The sequence below is a fragment of the Tannerella forsythia genome, from assembly GCF_003860135.1.
Taxonomy (GTDB): domain Bacteria; phylum Bacteroidota; class Bacteroidia; order Bacteroidales; family Tannerellaceae; genus Tannerella; species Tannerella forsythia_A.
Map to the genome: position 1 here is coordinate 92,717 of NZ_RQYN01000002.1, position 20,590 is coordinate 113,306.

Sequence of the window (20,590 nt, forward strand, 5' to 3'; positions counted from 1 at the left end):
AGCTACAATCCGTCTTTTTCTACCTTCTATGAGATAAAATATAAAGCGGATAAATAATAATTAACTGTCAAGGAAACCACTAAGACTTCTCAGCGTACAAAAAATATAACATAGAATGAATATGTTTTTCTCAAACCCAAAAGAAGATTATGATAAAACCTCCCCCTTACTCTTCGACCCAAATGCTTGCGGAGAGGGTGTGTCCCTGCTCATCGACGACGGTCATCGTATGTTGTCCGGGCTGGGGAGAGACGGAGACTTTATGAAAATCGCGAGTGGCCGTGAGGTATTCGCCGTTCAGATGCCAGAAAACGGTTGCTTCGCTGTTGCTGTGCGCCAATTCGAACGTGAGGACTCCCCGAGTTCCGTCGAGCTGCTTCGGCAACGTCACACGGGTATGATAATTTTGCGGATAGATAAACTGCATCGGCTGCTCGGAATCGGCTCCGCATCCGGCCAGAAAAGGCGGGAGCGGCTTATATTCGGGATGACGACGCCTGTAATACCATTCCCAGGCAGGCGGCAAGACAAACCAGTTCTCCGGAATCGTCGTCCCGTTATTCAGACAATGCTCGTAGACGCGATAACGCCTGTCGGCACTCAGATTTACACGGATATGATAAGGACACGCCACGGTTCGCTGTCCGTTCGGACAAATCGGAACCGTTTCCGTCTCGTCGCAAAAACGTCCTTTCAAATGTCCCGACAGACGGCACACTTCGGCCTCCACTAATACGCCTTCGGGACGAGCGAACCACTCGGACGAAGGCAAAATATTGAAAATATCGAACATCACCGGCCCGGCCGTACGCGCTCCGACCAGCTCGGGTTTACCCTCGCCCGAAGCATTGCCCACCCATACGCCCACGGCATAGCGTGGCGTCACGCCAACAGCCCACGCGTCGCGAAAGCCGTAACTCGTACCCGTCTTCCAGGCGATAGCCTGCATCGAGGGGATCGTCCGCCAGTCGATATCTTCGGGACGATTCACCTCTTTGATGGCATCGAACGTCTGCCATACGGCGCCGGGCTGAAAGATTTCAGGCAGGGACGAGGGGGCATCGTCGTCCAGCAGGAGGCACGCTGTCCGTTCTTTCCCTTGCAGCGCCCGTGCCATATCGGCATAGACCGTAGTGACATCCCAAAGCGTAGCTTCGGCACCGCCCAGAATAAGCGAAAGACCGTAATGCGACGACGGACGGGTCAAGGTAGTCAAGCCGGCCTTTTTCAGAAAATCGTAAAACTTGGGTACACCATAACGACGCAGCAGCAGCACGGAAGGAATATTCAACGACCGGGCAATGACTTCGGACGCCGGCACAGCGCCATCGAACTGCATGTTAAAATTCTGCGGAGCAAAACCGTTTACATTCATCGGCACATCGGGTAGCAACGTATGCGGGAGAATCTCGCCATCCTGCAAAGCCGCATAATAGAGCAAAGGCTTGAGGATACTTCCCGTACTACGAGGCGCACGGATCACGTCGACCTGATTACCGGACTTCGTGTCTTGAAAATTAACATTGCCGCAATAAGCCAGCACCCGATTGGAATGTACATCGATCACCATCGCAGCCATATTGCGGATATCGTGCCGGACGAACTCGGCATGCCAACGAGTCAATAGCCTTTCGAGCTGCAGTTGCATCCCTTTGTCGATCGTCGAAGTCACCTGCTGCCCTTGACGGCTTCCATAAACATACGATACCAGATGCGGGGCAATCTGAGGCAACGGCAACGGTTCCGGAGGAAGCGCTTCGCTCAAGGCCAGCTCATAATCGATTTCATCGATCATCCCTTGCCGATAGAGTTGCTCCAATAACTTGTTTCGCTTTTTGATCAACGCCGGACGGTTTTTGGCCAGATGAATCATCGAAGGAGCATTGGGCAACACAGCCAACGTCGCGGCCTCAGCCCAGGAGAGCTGCGCGGACGAATGCCCGAAATAACGCCAGGATGCGGCATCAAGCCCTACGACATTGCCCCCGAAAGGGGCATACGAGGCATAAAGGGCAAGGATTTTCGCCTTCGAATATCGACATTCGAGACGCGTTGCCAGTATCATCTCAATCAACTTCTCTCCGATCGTTCTGCGTTCACCACGCGAGAGACGAATCGTCTGCATCGTCAGCGTACTGCCTCCACTCACTACCCTTCCGGCCTTGATGTTCTGCAACAGCGCTCTCCCCGTCGCCAGCGGATTAACGCCCCAATGCCGGTAATAATAACGATCTTCAAAAGCAATCAAGCACTTCGCGAACTTCTCCGGCACGGTATCGTTTACCGGGAAACGCCATTGTCCGTCAGCCGCGATCCGGGCCCCCAGCAATTCGCCGTGGCGATCGGTCACCACTGTGGCGTAGGGAGTATGAAACAAGGTACGGGGGAGGCAGAAGAAATAGCAAACAAGCAAAAGAGCTATCCCGTATCGGACAGCCCTTTTGCTAAATAACGGATCTTTTATGCTCCGGTTGATCATCGTTCTACCGTGACACGTCCAGCACGTGTGCGTGCCTGTGCTCCCGCATCGTACATCGCTCCGCAATGTACGGCAGGCAATACGAACGTACCGGCATAAGACGCTTGCAACCGTACCTTAAACACTTTCGTTTCACCTTGCCTCAAATCGAAATACGTCAGTACTCCATCGTCGCGAATATCACGATAGATGTAAGACGCCGCTCTTTCCATATCCTGATCTTCCGGATTGATCATGCGCTCGTTATACACTTCCCATCCCGACGGAATAAGCTGTGTCAAGGCAACATCGGTATAATCATTGACTCCACTGATATTCGACACCCGAATCACCGCCATAAAGTCCGCACCTTGCTTCAGCCGTTGCACATCGACCGGCGACCCTTTCAGATCGGTATACGTGACTGTCATGCGCAAATTCTGCTCCATGGCCGGCAGTGAGTCGCGGAGAGGCTTCGTCTTCGAGACAAGACTCACGTACAGCAATCCGTTTCCATTGTTTTTGACGGCTGCGGCACCGGTTGTCGGACGTGTCGGGAGATCTTTCTGGAAAATGGCACGCGCCGAATTCACCTTGGATTGGGCCTTGCCGTTCAACGTCCAGTCGAACTGTAACGAACCGGACACCTTCTCCGCCAGACGTCCCATAGCCACCAACGAATAAGCGGTAGACTGCGTAGTAAACGATTGTTCACGTGAAAGGATGGCCGAGACTTTCCGGGCCTGCTCGAAGGCTTCCTTTTCCTTGCCCATCAGGACCATCGTCTCAAGAATCATTGCCATATCGCGTTCGGACGAACCAAACGTCGAATTGTTTAACGCATACGGGGCTACTTCTGTCGAAATGTTAAAGACAAGTTCGTTCGCTGCCTTCGTCTTACCGGATAAAGCATAGGCCGCCGCGAGACACCAGCGCGCCTGCATCGACAGATCTTTCAATTCTTTCATCCGGTTCATCGCCCCGAGCTCGGGAGCACCGGCCAACGCCAACGTATAAAGACGGTAAGCCTGCGAAAAGTCCGACTGATAATATCCATACCGACGACTTCCCCGTGCATTCGCCCGCCAGTTCTGCGCGGCACCGCGCTGGTAGTTTTTCCATCGACTCAGCACACCCGAATTGACGTCATACCCTTTTTCTTTTGCCAAAACAAGGAAGCTGCCGGCGTACGATGTTACCCATTCATTCTCGTACCCGTCGCCCGGCCAGTAAGTAATCCCGCCATTCGACAACTGACGACCGTACAGATTCAGAATCGCTTCACGCACATTCTTTTTCACGGATTCGGTCTCTTTCTCCTCCATGTCCTTAAACTGAGCGATAAACAACAGGGGCAAAGCCCTCGAAGTAAGCTGCTCGGAACAATAATGCGGATAGTCATACAGATAATCGAACCGTCGACTGATATCGACCGAAGGGATACGGGACACTTCGAGCTTCACCCAGTTCCCGTCAAAATCCCCATCCAACGTGTAGGTAAAGTCAGCCGATTCTCCGGCATTGAGGAGTTTATTGTCCATACGGACAATCGGTGGATTAGGATTCCGGACATCAATCTCAATCGTCTCTTTCGAAGTATGCCCATTGCCTGTGGCGGTTACCGTCACTCGTTCTATTCCCGTCGAAGAGCCCGATTTCAGGGCGAAGTATACCATCTTATCGCCGGGAGTGGCAAAATTCAGGGATTGACTGCCTCCGTTCGCGATTTTTAACTTACCCGTCGTCTCCACCTTGATCGAGACGTTCTTCACCGTATTCTCCATTGCAAACACATTGACCGGCAAATAAATTTCTTCGTCCGTGCTGACTACACGAGGCAATGACGATAAGATCATCAACGGCGTACGCACCGGCACAGTCTTCTCCGCCTTGCCGTAAGCACCATCCTGCCCGGCAACGACCATCACCCGTACCGATCCGATATACGGCGGAAGCTTCAACTTATGGCTCTGCTCCTCTCCTTTTTTCAACGCGAACGGACCGATAAACTTCACGACCGGTTTGAAGCGGTTGGCTTTCGAGTTGGCAGGCTTCATATCTTCATCCCCTCCAATACTGAACAGTGAACCATACTTTCCTGCATAGGCGCCCATCACAAAGTCATACATATCCCAGGTACGTATCCCCAACGCCTCGCGCGCATAAAAGACATTCCACGGATCAGGCGTTTTGAAATTCGTCAGATCAAGTAATCCGTCGTCGACCACAGCCAGCGTGTACGTCATGGCTTTTCCCGATGTTTCTTTCACTTTGACGGTGAACTCCGTCTCGGGACGTAACACGTCGGGCATCGTAATTTGCGGCGTAAGTTCAGAACCTTTATTCGTCACGAAAACCGGTATCACTCCGTACATTCGGATAGGCAAATCATTGGCGGCTTGTGCATGAGGTTGCAACAGACTGACGTGCACATAGACGTTCGGCGCCATCTGCTCCGTAATTTTAAACGTATATTTCGTATCGCCTGACGAAGCCATGTCGACCCACTCACGGCTTATGACTTCCGATCCGTTCTCAATAGAGACCAACGCCCGGCCACCTGCCGATGAAGGAATAATCACCGTCGCCTCCTGACCGGCTTCGTACGAAGATTTATCCAGCGAAAAAGCTAACATCTTAATCCCGTTCGGATCGGATTTATTCGATCGTCCGCGCCACGAAGGCCAGTCGATATAAATGAGCCCGCCTGTCGCATGACCGCTTTCTCGATCCTTGACATAGACGAGATAACGTCCCCATTCGGGATAATCCACCCGGAAACCGATCCGTGCCTTACCGCCCGAAGTACTCAACGTGCCTGATGCCACGGGCGAGATCGAAGAGTTATTCAGGTACGAGACGAACGATTCGTCATCATGCTCCCACCACCAACTCCAACCGACCTTGTAAATCTTATATTCCAGACCGGAACGATTCGTCGGTTGACCGTCCGGACTGAGCGTCACGACTTCGAACTGATGATCCACATCCGTCTCGAGGTAATCTGTTTTTCCCTTCTCTCCGAAATGAATCCCTACATACGATTCGAAAGGAGAGAAAGGAATCGTCTGGGTATAGATACTCGCATCCCCCCCCGGTTCAAACACCCTGCATGTAATGTTGGCACGCAACATACCCGGCGCATCTTTGGCAGCCGGCAACGACATGCGAAAGACCGATTTTCCGTCGCCATTCAGTGTTCCGGAATAAAGATCGACCGTACTCGATGTAAAATCTGTAGCCGGATTATGAAAGATGTATTTTTCATATCCTTTAAACCGGGTCGTCGTTTCAGACAGCATCAACTCCACCTTCGTTTTAAGATTCTGCGCCACCGCACCGGTCAGCCATGCCGATTCGAGAGTTGCCTGAACGGGCGACGTCGAAGCCTTCAACTGCTTCCCGGGTATGGTCAAGTTAATTTTCAAACGATTAGGCTTCACGGTCTCAATACGTAATGACTTATGAAACGACGTTCCGCCCACTTTCACATAGGCATTCCAAAGTCCCGTCGGATCATCGGCTTTAGTCGGGATTGTAAACGTATACAATCCGTTCAATCCTTTTGCAGATACTTGCTTCTGATAAAACTGTCCACGAGGATTATACACTTCGATCGACACCGGATGATTAGCCGGAATACGCTTTTCACGGTCTTCCAGTATAAACGAAACATGCAAGGTATCTCCCGGACGCCACACGCCACGCTCACCGTACACAAAGCCTCTCAGACCTTTTTGAATCTCCTTACCGCCTACATCGAAACGACTTAGCAGATTATCCTCTCCATCGACGAGACGGAGATAGGTCTTTTGCTTATCTTCCGACGACGCTACGAGCACGAACGGTTTGTTTTTAGCTTTGATCAGCGCAAATCCGTCTCCGTCCGTCCGAGCCTTCCCTATCGATTGCAACTGGAAATTATAAGCCGTTACTTCCACATTCGACATCGGTTTTGCATCCAGCAGATTCGAAACCGCAACCCATAACGTATTGTTCGTATTGCCCTTCACAATCACCCCCATGTTAGAGGCCATGACATTCGTCGTTGCCTTACGCTCCGAAACCATATAATAACTCGGATGGCACGGGTTATCCCGTTCGTCCCATTCGTATACCCCCCAGTCTATGTTCGAATTATCATAATAATACGTTTGGGGCTGGTCCCATACGGCCTCGTCCTCTTCCGTCATCTCACCGGCCTCAACACGTGTCAAAGCATTTGATGCTTGCAGATTACGCGCAGCAGGTTCGTTTCCGCACGGATAAGCCGAATAATCCTGCTTAAACGAGAGTTCTACCCGATAAATGGCTCCCGGCTCCTGCTTCATCACCCCACTGAGGTCGATAAAATAGTTGTCCCAATCGTGTATGTTCTTGGTCGGATCACTATCGAGACGAAGCATCTTCTTGTATATCAGTCGTCCGGAACGTCTCAATTCCGAAGAAGACGATGCGGACAACGAGTTGTCCTGTAAGAACATCAGCACGTTGCTTTCAAAAATCCGAATCACTTTCAGGTCGACAGCGTACAGATTAACCGCCCGGAACGGCAAAACCAGTTCTTTAGAGTCAGGCATAATCGTTCCCGACGACAAGAACTCCACCTGCGGACTTAGTGAATTCATTTGCAGAGTCACGGACGAAGACGTAGGCAACGATTCGTCGGATACATTTTTCAATCCCTGATCAACATTAATATAAAGGGACGTATTTTCACTCTTTCGCTCGAAAAAGATTTTGACTTTATTGTCCTCCACCTGAAACGTATAGGAAGAGATCGGTTCAAGCGTAATCAATCCATTCAAATCCTGCGTGTTGGAGACAGGCGAAGAAAAAGTCAGGCACACGCCATGTTCGGGTGCTTCAATGACCTCGGCCGATAGTAACTTAAACGGCGGTGTCAGTGCCGGTATGCCCATCTCCCGCTTGATTCTTTTATCAGAATTAAAAGCCTTTCCGTCGACTGTAACCTCAAGCATCGTTTCAGATTCTTTCTTAGCGATGTTCGAAACAACGAAATGGAACGTGCGCGGATTGCCGGTAGGTGTTACGACCGGAGAGAACGATTCGTTTTCTCTCATAGCCGTTATCATCTCTTGTACAATCGTGGCGGAGGGAGCTTCGCTGAAACGGATCTCCCCCTGAACAGCGACTTGATTCATCGCTGATTCTACCACATCGAGCGAAGTAAATTCCATCATAAAGCTTCGCTCTTCCACACGGAACGAAAATTCAAACTCTTCCAGTTTCTTCTCCACCTTCATCACTTTACCCAGTGCAAAGGTGGCGTTGTAGAGCTCTCCGGGTTTCAATGCGCCGGAATCGGGAATAAACTGGAGCGTTTTGTTGTTGGCCCAAAAAGTTTTTCCCTTCAGCGACGGAGAGAAACGAAAGAGTTTCTCTTTCACTTCGGCACCTATCTCCACGATTTGCTGTTCTTCAGTCAACTCAATGAAAACAGACGCATCGGACGAGACTACTCCTCCGGTATATGCACTTACATAAGGAGCATATTCGGATGAAGGCACAATATCCCGATTTCTTTTGCAGGATATGCAGGACAAGCCTGCGACGATTGCAACAATGGCAAGTGTAAGAATTTGTTTCATGGGTTCTTTCTATTTAAAATCGTTTATTCTTATTATGTTCAGTTTAGTTTCACTCATTAAGAGGCAGAAGCAAACAAAATTCCGGATAAAGACACGGATTGACCCACTTCTATTTTCTATAATAATCATTAAAGTTTTTAAAATTGCAAATATATACTATTCCTCGTACACATGCAAGAAAAAAAAGATTTTTCCGTCATGAGAATATCTGGCAATACGGTGCATTCGACTATGTAGTCGAAATCGTTAAGTAATCTATTCAAAATAAATTCTCCATAAATTATGTACATTCATTCTCTTTTTTTACTTTTGCCCCTTCGAATTTGGACATAAATATTATGAAAGCATTAGAACGAATCGTAGCAGAAAAATTACTAAAGATCAAGGCCGTAAAATTACAACCGGCTAATCCGTTCACATGGGCTTCCGGATGGAAATCACCCATTTATTGCGATAACAGGAAAACCCTCTCTTATCCGGCTATACGCACCTTCATCAAACTGGAACTGGCACGTATCATCTGCGAGAAATACGAACACGTCGATGCCATTGCAGGCGTAGCCACGGGGGCTATTGCCCAAGGAGCTTTGGTGGCTGACCTCCTCGGCCTGCCATTCGTATACATCCGTTCGGCACCGAAGGATCACGGACTGGAAAATTTAATCGAAGGCGAATTGAAACCGGGCTCGAAGGTTATCGTTGTCGAAGACCTCGTCTCTACCGGCGGAAGCAGTCTGAAAGCCGTGAATGCCGTGCGCAATTTCGGATGTCAGGTCATCGGTATGGTCGCGATCTTCACCCATGGTTTCCCGATAGCCGAACAGCAGTTTAAAGAGGCAAAAGTATCGCTGACGACACTCTCGAACTATGACGCCGTCATCGAAGAAGCGGTTAAAATCAATTATATTGACGAAACGGAAGTAGCCATCCTTCAAGAATGGCGCAAGGACCCTGCGAACTGGGACCCGGACGCTTAACATCATGCACATAAACGAATGACAGAATTTACCAGTCAAGTCAGAACGATCCCGCATAACGACGAGCCTATCTTCTCGATGTTATCGGACCTCTCCAATCTGGAGCGCGTTAAAGCCCGGATTCCGGAAGACAAAATCAAACGTTTCTCTTTCTCGAACGACCGTTGTTGTATCGAAATAGATCCGGTAGGTAAGGTCGAGTTCCAAATCGTCGACCGCGAACCGAACAAAACGATCAAATTCGAAACCGTTCAATCTCCGGTGCCTTTGTCCATGTGGATTCAACTCAAACAAGTGGCAGAAAAAGATACGAAAATGAAGATGACCGTACGCGCCGAATTGAATCCGTTTATCAAAGCCATGGTTTCAAAGGTGATGCAGGAGGCGGTCGATAAGATATCGGAAGTCATTGCTTCTCTGCCGTACGAATCGGCCGAGAACGAAAACGCCTAACGCTTATGTCGCAGAAACTTTGGGAGAAAAACATACAGGTCGATAAGGAAGTAGAACAGTTCACGGTCGGGAGAGATCGTGAACTGGATCTTTATCTGGCACCTTACGACATGCTTGGGTCGATAGCACACATCACCATGCTTGAATCGATCGGACTGCTAACGAAGGACGAACTGAAAAGTCTCCATACGGAACTAAAAAGCATGTATGCCGAAGCCGAGCGTGGTCATTTCGTGATCGAGGACGGTGTGGAAGATGTGCATTCGCAAGTAGAGCTTATGCTCACACGCAAGTTGGGCGACATCGGGAAAAAAATCCACAGCGGACGTTCCCGCAACGATCAGGTATTGCTCGATCTGAAACTGTTTACACGCGCTCGAATCCGTGAACTGGTCAAGTTGACCGGCGATTTATTCGAAGTGTTGATCGACCAGAGCAATCGCCACAAAGACATCCTGATGCCGGGCTATACCCATCTGCAAATCGCGATGCCTTCCTCTTTCGGACTTTGGTTCGCAGCCTATGCCGAGAGCTTGGCCGACGATCTTTTGCTGATGCAGGCAGCATATAAGATATGTAACCGCAACCCGTTAGGTTCTGCGGCAGGATACGGCTCTTCATTCCCGTTGAACCGCTCCATGACGACGGAACTGTTGGGCTTCGACTCGATGAACTACAACGTCGTTTACGCCCAAATGGGACGAGGAAAAATGGAACGGACCGTCGCCTATGCCATGGCGGGGATAGCGGCAACACTCTCGAAGTTGGCGATGGATGCCTGTCTCTTTAACAGTCAAAACTTCGGATTCATCCGATTAACCGACTCGTTTACAACCGGTTCCAGCATCATGCCTCACAAAAAGAATCCGGACGTGTTCGAGCTGACGCGCGCCAAATGCAATAAGCTTCAAGGGATGCCCCAACAAATCGCATTCATCTGTAGCAACCTGCCTTCCGGATATTTCCGCGACCTGCAAATTATCAAAGAACTTTTTCTTCCGTCGTTCGATGAATTGAAAGATTGTCTCCGGATGGTCACTCTGATGATGCGCGAAATAAAAATCAACGAACAGATCTTGGACGACCCAAAATATTCGCTGCTTTTCAGCGTTGAAGAAGTAAATCGCCTGGTTATGGAAGGAATGCCTTTTCGGGACGCGTATAAAAAAGTAGGTATGGACATCGAGGCCGGAACGTTTACAGCCGCCCCGACCATCCGTCATACGCACGAAGGAAGTATGGGGCATCTCTGTAATGAGAAGATTGAACGGCTGATGCAACAGACGATCGAGGGCTTTCAGTTCGAGAACGTCGACCGGGCCGAAAAAGCATTGCTGGCATGAGAAAGAAGTTCTATTTAATCTTATTCGTAGTGTTCGGATGGTTGGCTTGTACGGAAGAACATCCCATACTCAATTATCCGGTAGATCTATTTTTAGACACCCAGTATAGCGACAAAAATATCCGCAGAGGGAATATTCTCGGATACCAGACTTATACAATCGAAGATATGCGGGAAAGACCTTTCGAAATAAGGGCGACCGGTTATGGTGGCGTATTGGTCGTACGCGCATTGGATGGAGAATGTTACGCCTTCGACTTGGCCTGTCCGCACGAAAATGACCGCGCAACTCTTATCTCCGTAGATCAGGATCGTACCACGGCCACTTGTCCGAAATGCAAGACCGTTTATGATATCAGTGCCGCAACTGTTCCGGGTATTCCCATCAAAGGAGTCAGTAAATCTCAGTTAAAAAAATACTCCGTTCACGAAAACGGCAGCAAAATCATCATACGAAACTACTAATCGATATGCCGCGGGATTCGGCCGATTGTAAAATCGTTGGTTTATCCTTTCCTAAAGCAACATTTACGCGTCGAGTGGTGCAAAACTTGTAACGAGACGAACGGCAGGGATGTGGCGTTTTTAAAAATATCATGTAAATTTGCCGCCAAATAAATTGGCGAATGGACACAAAAACGAATTTCCTCGACCGTAACGAATTTAATTTCGATCCGGCTCCCGAAGCAATAGAAGCCATTAAGAGCTTCGACGTAAAAAAACTGTGTTTTTATACCCGTATTTTCAACCAGGGAAAAAAAAGCATTTTTTCGGAGTATCTCTCGGCGACATACGGCATTGATGAAGCACAGGTACTTATCGGTTATGGAGGCGAAGACATCCTGAAGCAAGTCGTACATTTTTTTCTTACCGAAGACGATCGGAAGACCATCCTGATCCCGAACTTCTCGTGGTGGTACTATAAATCCATTGCCGAAGAGGTGAACGGTCGCAGCATCATGTATCCTATCTACGAAGAAGGCGACACGTTTACTTATGCCATTGACGAGCTTAGGCAAACCATCGAACGTGAAAACCCGAAGATCGTACTGCTCGCTTCGCCTAATAATCCGACAGGCAATATGCTTACGCCGGAAGAGCTGAAAACGATCTGTTCGTTTGTTCCCGCCTCGTCAGTCGTATTGGTGGACGAATCATACGCCTCGTTCGTAAGCCACGATAACAGCTATGTAAAAGCATTGATCGAAGCTTTTCCGAACATCATTATTACACGCACCCTTTCCAAATTCTACGGACTTCCCGGATTACGTCTGGGCTTCGGATTTATGAGCCGGGAACTCGAACGATTCACCAGATACAGCACAAAGTACCTCGGATATAACCGCCTCTCGGAAGAAGTCGGTATCGCGGTACTGAAAGCAGAAAGTTACTACCGGAAAATCGCCGAGTCGATGAATGCCGACCGACGTCTTTACGAACAGGAGATCGGCCTTCTGCCCGGCTTCAAGGTCTACCGATCGAATGCCAATTTCATCCTGATCAAGTATCCCCCAGCATTGAGAGCCGGCCTTCAGGAAGCTTTGGGTACAGCCGATTACAAAATCAAATTTATGGACGAACCGGAGCTCGATTCACACGTGCGCATTACGATCGGAAGACCCGAGCAGAACCGCACCGTAATCGACATCATTAAAAAAGTCGCTGCTTCATGAAAGCCTTGATTCTGGCAGCCGGCATGGCTTCGCGATTACGTCCGCTGACCGACCACACCCCTAAATGTCTGCTTCGAATTGGCGAACAATGTTTGCTCGAACGTACTATCGGCGCATTGCAAGCCAACGGAATCGACGACGCGACGATCGTCACCGGCTATCTTGCCGAACAAATCGAGACGTTCGTCAATGAGCGATTTCCACAACTACGATGTACATTCATCCGGAACGAAAATTATGCCTCGACAAATAACATCTACTCGCTCTGGTTAGCTCGAGACGTGATGAGAGGTAGCGATTTTCTCCTTCTGGACAGCGATATCTTCTTTGCTCCGGAATTGATCACCGCCTTGATCCAAAGCCCATCGTCCGACTGCTTGGCACTCAACCGCCACCCGCTCGGCGAAGAAGAAATCAAAGTCATTGCCGATGCGAAGGGCAAAGTTGTTGAAATCAGTAAAACATGCCGCATCGAAGCGGCTATCGGGGAATCGATCGGAATCGAAAAAATTTCATCGGCTTATGCGCACGATCTGTTCGACGAACTCGACCGAATGATCGTGTGTGAAAACCTCGGACATGTCTTTTACGAACAAGCCTTCGAACGACTGATCGCCAAAGGCCAAACATTCGACATCGTCGACACTACGGAGATCTTTTCGATGGAAATCGATACGGTTGACGACTTCCTTCTGGCGGAAAAAAATTATACGCTACTGAAACAAAAGCAATCTTCATGACGGATATACGAAAAGGACTGCGCGTCGTGCTGTTTTGCGAGCATCAATATGCGATCAATATCCTGCAACCGATCGAGACAGAAATACGCAACAACCTGAATGATTGCGGATACGAGATGTTATGGTTTGTCGATCGACGGCACATCCCGGAGTTCCCGCTGAAAAACGATACCCGCTGGACACATTCCATGCAGGAAGTCTACGATTTCTCACCCGAGGTTATCTTTGTGCCCGGCAACATCGTGCCTTATTATTTGCCCGGAGTCAAAGCCGAAATTTTTCACGGTTACGCGGCCGAGAAAAAAGACCACTGGATCATTCGTCGATATATCGACATTTATCTGACGCAGGGGCCCTTCTTCACCCGGGGATTCGAGGCGCTGGCACGTAAATACAAAGACTTCGAGGTCAAAGAGACGGGCTGGTCACGGCAGGACTGGATTCATCAGAACCGGCATGCCTTCGACGAAGAGAAGCAACAATGGTTAGCCACGCATAACCGGGAGCATCTGGTGCTTTACGCACCTACGTTTTCGCCGTCACTGACCTCCGTGCCACATCTGCGCGAAGGACTAAAACAGCTGGCAGACCAACGAAACATTCTGCTCCTTCTCAAACTCCATCCGCTGACGAAGCCCGAATGGGTAGCAAACTACCGGTCGTTGGCAGACGAGCATACGAACATCGTGTGGATCGACGACCATAACATCACGAAATACCAACTGATGGCAGACGTGATGATCAGCGATACTTCATCAACCATATACGAATTCCTGTTACTCGATAAGCCGGTCATCACCTACAAAGCCGTCGCGAAAGACAAATTCTGGCTCGACATCGACCATGCCGACCTGCTGCCTGAAGCTTTCGATGAAGTACTCGACAGTCCTATGTTCAAGGAGAAGCGCCGGTGGGTGATCGATAACTACGACCCGCATAACCACGGTAAGGTATGCCGCAATATGTTACTTGCCGTACACGACTATATCGACCGTCACGGGGTGCCGCGTGAACGCAAACTGAACCTCTGGCGCAAATATAAAAGCATCAAAACCTTCGGAAAGATCGTACGCAAGTAACTATTTCCGTCCGAAGTCGGCGGGTATTTCACCCCAGGCTGCCGTATCCCATTTCAGGATTCGCGTCGTGTAGGTATTTTCACGCAACCATTTCTCCGCTCGGCGAATCAGTTCGAAAATCGGGGCATTAGCCGCGTTCTGTTCTAACTTCGTCCGGCATTTTTTAAGTCGTACCCATTGCATGGCATTACGACTGTCGGAATAAATCGGCATCGCACAGTTGCTTTTCTTGAACAGTGCCAGCCCATGCACCAGCGCCAGAAACTCGCCGATATTATTCGTCCCCTGCGCCATAGGCCCGATGCGAAAAATCTCCTGTCCCGTCTCGACGTACACCCCCCGATATTCCATATCGCCGGGGTTACCGCTACAAGCGGCATCGACTGCAAGACTCTGCACGATGTAGGGAACTTCACCCTCGCGACGAAGCGACTTGGCAGACGACGCAGCCTGCTTCCCGATGTACTCATAAGGCGATTGGCGCAGAGCTGTTTCGGCCTCGGAACGCGAAGCGAACGACTTGTAAAGAGCCCCCTCAAACCCCACGGTCTGTAGTTTACACTCCGTCCAATTCTCATAAATCCCGGGACAAACGCCCCGCCATACCACATAATATTTCTGTTTTGACTTTCCCATCCGCTTTTCCGTTTTTGTAGCAACGAACGGCCGGCAGAATACCGATACCGCACGATCTCTTCCGGATTTTCCGCACAAAAGTAAACATTTTTTTTCGTAGTGGCTAAGTGCTTTTCCCGAGCTCGTTTGAAGAAATTCCACACAAGCCCATGAAATCGCTTCTGTTATTTTTTGTTGTTTTTCTTTTACAATCTCAAAAAAAACGATTACCTTTGACACGAAATTTTCAGGAAATATGAATCTGAAAAAACTATTATTCATCGGGTGTATCTCCTATCTGTTCGCGGCATGTACCAAAGATGCGGCTTATCAGGTAGATATAAAGCTCTCCAATCTGGAAGCGCAAGATATCTATGCCGTATTCGAAGCTCTCGACAGCAAACACGTAGATACGATCGTCTGCCGGCCGTCCGAAACCATCTCGATCATACGGCAGGAAGGAGCGTATACGACCCTCACCATTTATTTCGAAAACCATAAGGATTGGATTACCGTCTATCTCGAGCCGCATAAGAAGATTACCGTCAGTGGAGACGCGCTCTATCCGCGACTCGTGCAAATCAAAGGTACGCGCACCAACGAACTGTTGTCCGATTTTCGGAAGAAAGTCGCGCCGTTGTTGAAAGAAAAAACCGAACTCTCCGGATCCATCGATACCGCGACACATATTCGGCCCGACCATAATAAGGCAGAGCATACATCACGTTTGGCCAATATCGATCATGAATTGACGACACAAGCCGAACATTTCATCCGCAAACATCCCGACGACGAGGCTTCGGCCGTTCTGATACAGGAATACTTCCTCGATCCCGAAAATCCGCTTCCCGCCGAGACACTGATTAACATACTCGATGCGAAACTAAACGATTCGTATATCGTCAAAAACCTTAAGGCTTACTGTCAGAGAGCGAAACAAACGATCGTCGGAGCACAGGCTCCCGATTTCGAGATAACCAACATCTACGGAACTCCCTATACGCGTCATTCGTTTGCCGGCAAGTATTGCGTGCTTGCTTTCACCGCTACGTGGTGCGACTTGTGCCAAATCGAAAACATGCTGCTGGACAAGATTGCCCAAGCCTCCCGTCCCGAATCACTCGATATCATGCTCATCAGTCTCGACGAAGACCCGCAGAAGGTTCGCGATTTTATCAAAAACCAGACCATACGCTGGAACATTTGTACCGACTCGGCCGGACAAGCCATCCACTTGTTGGAGGCTTACAACATCAGCTCGCTTCCCCGCTGTTTCGTGCTTGATAAGAACGGAACGATTGTTCTGAAAACGGATAACGGCATCGAGCTGAAACAAAGCCTCGAAACTTTGGGAGTTATTCCCAATGGCGAAAAATAAATACAAAACAAGGCACTTCGAGCGATGAAACGAATTATTCTCATCACCGGCGGTCAGCGTTCGGGAAAAAGCAGCTACGCCGAGCAGATGGCACTGTCATGGTCTGACCATCCGATTTACATGGCCACCGCGCGTGTATGGGACGACGAGTTCCGCCAACGTGTCGAACGACATCAGGCTTCGCGCGGCACGCAATGGACGAATATCGAAGAAGAAAAAACATTGAGCCGGCACGATGTCACAGGACGCGTCGTGGTGATCGACTGTGTTACGCTGTGGTGTACGAATTTCTTCTTCGACCTCCATGCCGACGTACAGCAAGCCTTGCAAGCCGTCAAAGACGAATTCGACCGGTTTACGGCACAAGACGCCACGTTCCTCTTCGTCACCAACGAAATCGGGCTGGGAGGCGTTTCCGAGAATGCTCTGCAACGCCAATTTACCGACCTCGAAGGATGGACGAATCAGTACATCGCAGCCCGTGCCGACGAAGTCGTTCTGATGATCAGCGGCATCCCGGTAAAAATAAAATAAGAGAGAGGCAGCCCGAGAAGCCGGAGATTCATCCCGGAAAGACGCTAAATTTGACTCTTTCTTAAGAGATTTTGCAAAGCCTTCTCTAATGTTTCATATTGAAAAAGATATCCTGAACGGATCATTTTTTCTGAAGACACCCTACTGCCTTCCAACAAGATCGAAGCCCGCTGTCCGAAAAGCATGTTGATCATACATCGCGGAACAGGAGGCAACCACAAAGGTCGGCCAAGTACGCAGGCAAGCGCCCTGTTAAATGATCCGTTATTAACATGCTCCGGAGACACCGCATTGTAAACGCCTTTCATCGAAGAATGACGCAGGATGTGCAAGATGATTCCGCACAAATCATCCACATGAATCCACGGCATATATTGTTTTCCATTTCCCAGCGAAGCACCGAGGTAATTTTTGACCGGGCGAATCATCTTGGCTAAAGCACCTCCTTGTGCGGACAGTACCACTCCGATTCGTAAAACAACCGTCCGATCCGATACCCCTTGTACGGAAAATGCCTGAGCCGCCTGTTCCCAATCCTCGCATACATCGCTCAGAAAATCGCGAGCTCCTTTTTTATCGTCTTCGGAAAAGATACTTTCAGACGTTACCGTACCGTAAAATCCGACGGCTGAGGCCGAAATAAAAGATTTGATTCGAATATCGTTCTTCTTCAACGCATCCAATATAAGCCTTGCCGAATCGACCCGACTCGATCGAATGATATGCTTATACTGATCCGTCCACGGCTTATCTGCTATACCCGCACCGGCCAAATGAACGATATGTGACACCTCTTCAAAAGCCTTGGCGTCGATCCGTTTGCCGGCAATATCCCATTCATACTCATGATCGCTCCGTTTACAACGTGTTAAAAAGCGAGCAGAATAACCTTCCTGTACAAGCTTCTCTCCCAATACGCGCGCAATCATTCCGTTTGCTCCCGTAATCAAAACGATTTCTTGTCGCATAACAAAATCACAACAGGTTAATCGGCCGGATACTCCAAGCAACAAATACTGTCGCCCCGTTTTGGCAATCCTAAAAGCCTGTGAGTCGCTCTATCCGCACGCATACACCAATCCATACTTGCCGCTGCGTGCAGATGGTTTATATCTGTAGAATGGTAAATAATCATGTTACTGTTGACCATACTATTTTTTCATTTCTGTTTTATTTTAACTGGATACCAAAATTACATCTTTTATTGATTCAAGAAAAGATACTGGCACAAGAATCATTTCATGATCAGGTAAAGCACTCAATCGAAGCAGGATGATCAATGATTGAAAAACTTTTATCGCACTACAATAAAATAAAAACATTCTTTCTCCCTCTATCATAAGGAAACATTCCTTCACCTTAAGGAAGCATTCCTTCATCTTAAGGAAACAATCCTTCACCTTAAGGAAATGCTCCTTCATCTTAAGGAAACATTCCTTCACCTTAAGGAAGCATTCCTTCATCTTAAGGAAACATTCCTTCACCTTAAGGAAGCATCCTTCATCTTAAGGAAACGTTCCTTCACCTTAAGGAAACGTTCCTTCACCTTAAGGAAACGTTCCTTCACCTTAAGGAAACATTCCTTCATCTTAAGGAAACATTCCTTCATCTTAAGGAAGCATCCTTCATCTTAAGGAAACGTTCCTTCATCTTAAGGAAGCATCCTTCAAGTAAAAAAAAACGGATTTTCGGACAACAAAACAAACGGTTCGCATGTTATTATTATAGCGGTGAGACAAACAGGGATGGCATCGTGCCGCTACTTCCGATATCATCCCACAGTATTAACAAAAAAAGCAAATGGATATGGCAACAAAATCGACCAAATCGTATGCCGAACAGTTGAATCGGACGAAGGTGATGCTGGATGGATTGCGTGCCAATGCCGCCACGATTCAGAAGCGAGGGCTTGACGATGTTTTTTTCGACCGGTTGCAGAAAGGGCTTGAACGTTCCGTTGCCCTGAACACCGAACAGGAGAAATTAAAAGCCGATCTGAAAATCAAGACCGATGAACTGACGAACGAAATGGATGTGCTGGCTAAATTGTATGCCGAGGCAAAAAAGTTAGTCAAGATTGAGTTTCCGCAAGAGCAATGGGTTGAGTTCGGCCTGGCTGACAAGCGGTAATTTCCGGAAAGGAAAATGAAACGGAACGGCTGCCGGGGTTGTTGATCAGCTCCGGCAGTATGATTTAGCCCAAACAGCTGAAGCATCAACAAGCCGGAAAAGGGAAAATATTTTTTTAAAAGGATTGTTGTCTCACCAAGATTCGAACTTGGACAAACAGAACCAAAACCTGTTGTGCTACCATTACACCATGAGACAAACGAAACATTCGGTAAAAACGCTGCAAAAGTATAAGAAATCTCTCGTATTTGCAACTTTTTTCCCGAAAAACTATTTTGCGATCAGTAAAAAGTAATTCTTCTTGCCGCGCTGCACGAGTAAATATTTTCCGTTCAGCAACGCACCGGTGTCGAGTGTCGCATCAAACTCGTTCAGTTTCTCTTTGTTGATGCTTACGCCACCGTTCTGTACCATCTTGCGCATCTCGCCTTTCGAAGGGAATACGGCGGCTTTCTCGGTGCAGAGATCGACGGCTTTGATGCCGGTAGCCAGCTCGTCGCGCGAAATTTCAAACTGCGGTACGCCTTCGAAGACGGAGAGCAGCGTCTCCTCATCGATCTTTTTAAGCGTCTCGGAAGTGGCTTGACCGAACAGAATATGAGAAGCTTCGACTGCCATTTCGTAATCTTCGGCCGAGTGTACCATGGTCGTGATCTCCTGTGCCAGACGTTTCTGTAAAGGACGCAGATGAGGAGCGGCCACCTGTTCCTGTTCGAGTGCTCCGATTTCTTCGCGGCTCAGCGCCGTGAAAATCTTGATATATTTGGCAGCGTCGGCATCGCTTACGTTGAGCCAAAACTGATAGAACTTATACGGCGAAGTGTAATTCGGTGCCAGCCATACGTTGCCCGTCTCCGTCTTGCCGAACTTCCCACCGTCTGCCTTCGTGATGAGCGGACACGTAAGCGCATACGCCTCACCGTTCAGCTCGCGACGGATCAACTCGGTGCCCGTTGTGATATTGCCCCACTGATCGCTTCCTCCCATCTGAAGTTTGCAGTTCTCGTGCTGATAAAGATACATAAAATCGTAGCCCTGCAAAAGCTGGTAGGAAAACTCGGTGAACGACATCCCCACATTCGAATCGGCACTCAGGCGTTTCTTTACCGAATCCTTCGCCATCATGTAATTGACCGTGATATGCTTGCCGATGTCGCGAATAAAATTCAGAAATGTATAGTCCTTCATCCAGTCGTAATTGTTCACGAGCTTAGCCGCATTCGGAGCGTCGGAATCGAAATCGAGGAATTTGGCCAACTGTTTTTGGATACATTCCTGATTGTGCCGGAGCGTTTCCTCGTCGAGCAGGTTTCGCTCGGCCGATTTCATCGAGGGATCGCCGATCATCCCCGTCGCACCGCCCACCAACGCAATCGGACGATGTCCCGCGCGCTGGAAATGCCGAAGCATCATTACACCGACCAGATGCCCGATATGCAGCGAATCGGCTGTCGGGTCTATTCCTACATACGCGGACGTCATCCCTTGCCGCAAACACTCTTCCGTTCCGGGCATCATGTCATGCACCATACCCCGCCATTTCAGTTCTTCAATAAAATCCATCGTTTTATAGCTATTGTGTATTTTTTAGTCGCGCAA

The 20,590-nt window shown here is 48.8% G+C and carries 15 protein-coding genes and 1 tRNA gene; 10 read left to right on the plus strand and 6 right to left on the minus strand.

Annotated features, from left to right (window positions below; translation table 11 throughout):
- Window positions 1–166 precede the first annotated feature (166 nt).
- Both pbpC and EII41_RS01080 read right to left on the minus strand, forming a co-directional pair.
- Window positions 167–2,479, minus strand: a complete 2,313-nt coding sequence (pbpC, locus tag EII41_RS01075; RefSeq protein ID WP_124789079.1) for a penicillin-binding protein 1C — start codon at window positions 2,477–2,479, stop codon at window positions 167–169.
- On the minus strand, window positions 2,476–8,070 hold the full coding sequence (locus EII41_RS01080) for an alpha-2-macroglobulin family protein (protein ID WP_185711789.1): 5,595 nt from the start codon (window positions 8,068–8,070) through the stop codon (window positions 2,476–2,478). Before EII41_RS01080 ends, pbpC begins: the two co-directional genes overlap by 4 nt.
- A gap of 338 nt (window positions 8,071–8,408) precedes the next feature.
- Between EII41_RS01080 and pyrE the strand changes: the two genes are divergently transcribed.
- The 7 genes from pyrE to EII41_RS01115 all read left to right on the plus strand — a co-directional run bounded on the left by pyrE (window position 8,409) and on the right by EII41_RS01115 (window position 14,334).
- The gene (gene pyrE / locus EII41_RS01085; RefSeq protein WP_124750250.1) at window positions 8,409–9,047 is read left to right on the plus strand and encodes an orotate phosphoribosyltransferase; all 639 of its coding nucleotides are present in this window, start codon (window positions 8,409–8,411) and stop codon (window positions 9,045–9,047) included.
- Between the two features lie 18 nt (window positions 9,048–9,065).
- Window positions 9,066–9,500: an SRPBCC family protein gene (locus EII41_RS01090; protein ID WP_124789080.1), complete on the plus strand. Its 435-nt coding sequence runs from the start codon at window positions 9,066–9,068 to the stop codon at window positions 9,498–9,500.
- Between the two features lie 5 nt (window positions 9,501–9,505).
- Window positions 9,506–10,843, plus strand: a complete 1,338-nt coding sequence (gene argH, locus EII41_RS01095; protein WP_124789081.1) for an argininosuccinate lyase — start codon at window positions 9,506–9,508, stop codon at window positions 10,841–10,843.
- A complete protein-coding gene (locus EII41_RS01100; RefSeq protein ID WP_124789082.1) occupies window positions 10,840–11,307 on the plus strand; it encodes a Rieske 2Fe-2S domain-containing protein in 468 nt (155 codons plus the stop codon). The genes argH and EII41_RS01100 overlap by 4 nt, the downstream gene beginning before the upstream one ends.
- A 161-nt stretch (window positions 11,308–11,468) precedes the next feature.
- The gene (locus EII41_RS01105) at window positions 11,469–12,515 is read left to right on the plus strand and encodes a pyridoxal phosphate-dependent aminotransferase (protein ID WP_124789083.1); all 1,047 of its coding nucleotides are present in this window, start codon (window positions 11,469–11,471) and stop codon (window positions 12,513–12,515) included.
- Window positions 12,512–13,255 carry an NTP transferase domain-containing protein gene (locus tag EII41_RS01110; RefSeq protein ID WP_124789084.1) on the plus strand — a complete coding sequence of 248 codons (744 nt, stop codon included), beginning with the start codon at window positions 12,512–12,514 and terminating at the stop codon, window positions 13,253–13,255. The genes EII41_RS01105 and EII41_RS01110 overlap by 4 nt, the downstream gene beginning before the upstream one ends.
- A gap of 17 nt (window positions 13,256–13,272) precedes the next feature.
- Window positions 13,273–14,334: a CDP-glycerol glycerophosphotransferase family protein gene (locus EII41_RS01115; RefSeq protein WP_124789126.1), complete on the plus strand. Its 1,062-nt coding sequence runs from the start codon at window positions 13,273–13,275 to the stop codon at window positions 14,332–14,334.
- Here EII41_RS01115 and EII41_RS01120 read toward each other — a convergent pair whose 3' ends face one another.
- On the minus strand, window positions 14,335–14,970 hold the full coding sequence (locus tag EII41_RS01120; RefSeq protein WP_185711790.1) for a viroplasmin family protein: 636 nt from the start codon (window positions 14,968–14,970) through the stop codon (window positions 14,335–14,337).
- A 235-nt stretch (window positions 14,971–15,205) separates the two neighbouring features.
- Between EII41_RS01120 and EII41_RS01125 the strand changes: the two genes are divergently transcribed.
- Both EII41_RS01125 and cobU read left to right on the plus strand, forming a co-directional pair.
- Window positions 15,206–16,327 (plus strand): TlpA family protein disulfide reductase, encoded by a 1,122-nt coding sequence (locus EII41_RS01125; RefSeq protein WP_124789086.1) that lies wholly within the window; start codon window positions 15,206–15,208, stop codon window positions 16,325–16,327.
- Window positions 16,328–16,351: 24 nt separating this feature from the next.
- Window positions 16,352–16,861, plus strand: coding sequence for a bifunctional adenosylcobinamide kinase/adenosylcobinamide-phosphate guanylyltransferase (gene cobU / locus EII41_RS01130; RefSeq protein WP_124750242.1), 510 nt, complete (start codon window positions 16,352–16,354; stop codon window positions 16,859–16,861).
- 44 nt (window positions 16,862–16,905) lie between these two features.
- On the opposite strand, the gene EII41_RS01135 is transcribed toward cobU, so the two are convergent.
- A complete protein-coding gene (locus EII41_RS01135; protein WP_260425424.1) occupies window positions 16,906–17,811 on the minus strand; it encodes a TIGR01777 family oxidoreductase in 906 nt (301 codons plus the stop codon).
- 856 nt (window positions 17,812–18,667) lie between these two features.
- Between EII41_RS01135 and EII41_RS01140 the strand changes: the two genes are divergently transcribed.
- A complete protein-coding gene (locus tag EII41_RS01140; RefSeq protein ID WP_124750240.1) occupies window positions 18,668–18,991 on the plus strand; it encodes a hypothetical protein in 324 nt (107 codons plus the stop codon).
- A gap of 127 nt (window positions 18,992–19,118) precedes the next feature.
- On the opposite strand, the gene EII41_RS01145 is transcribed toward EII41_RS01140, so the two are convergent.
- Window positions 19,119–19,189 (minus strand) — tRNA-Gln (locus EII41_RS01145).
- Between the two features lie 72 nt (window positions 19,190–19,261).
- On the minus strand, window positions 19,262–20,554 hold the full coding sequence (gene tyrS / locus EII41_RS01150) for a tyrosine--tRNA ligase (protein WP_124789088.1): 1,293 nt from the start codon (window positions 20,552–20,554) through the stop codon (window positions 19,262–19,264).
- Between the last annotated feature and the right edge of the window lie 36 nt (window positions 20,555–20,590).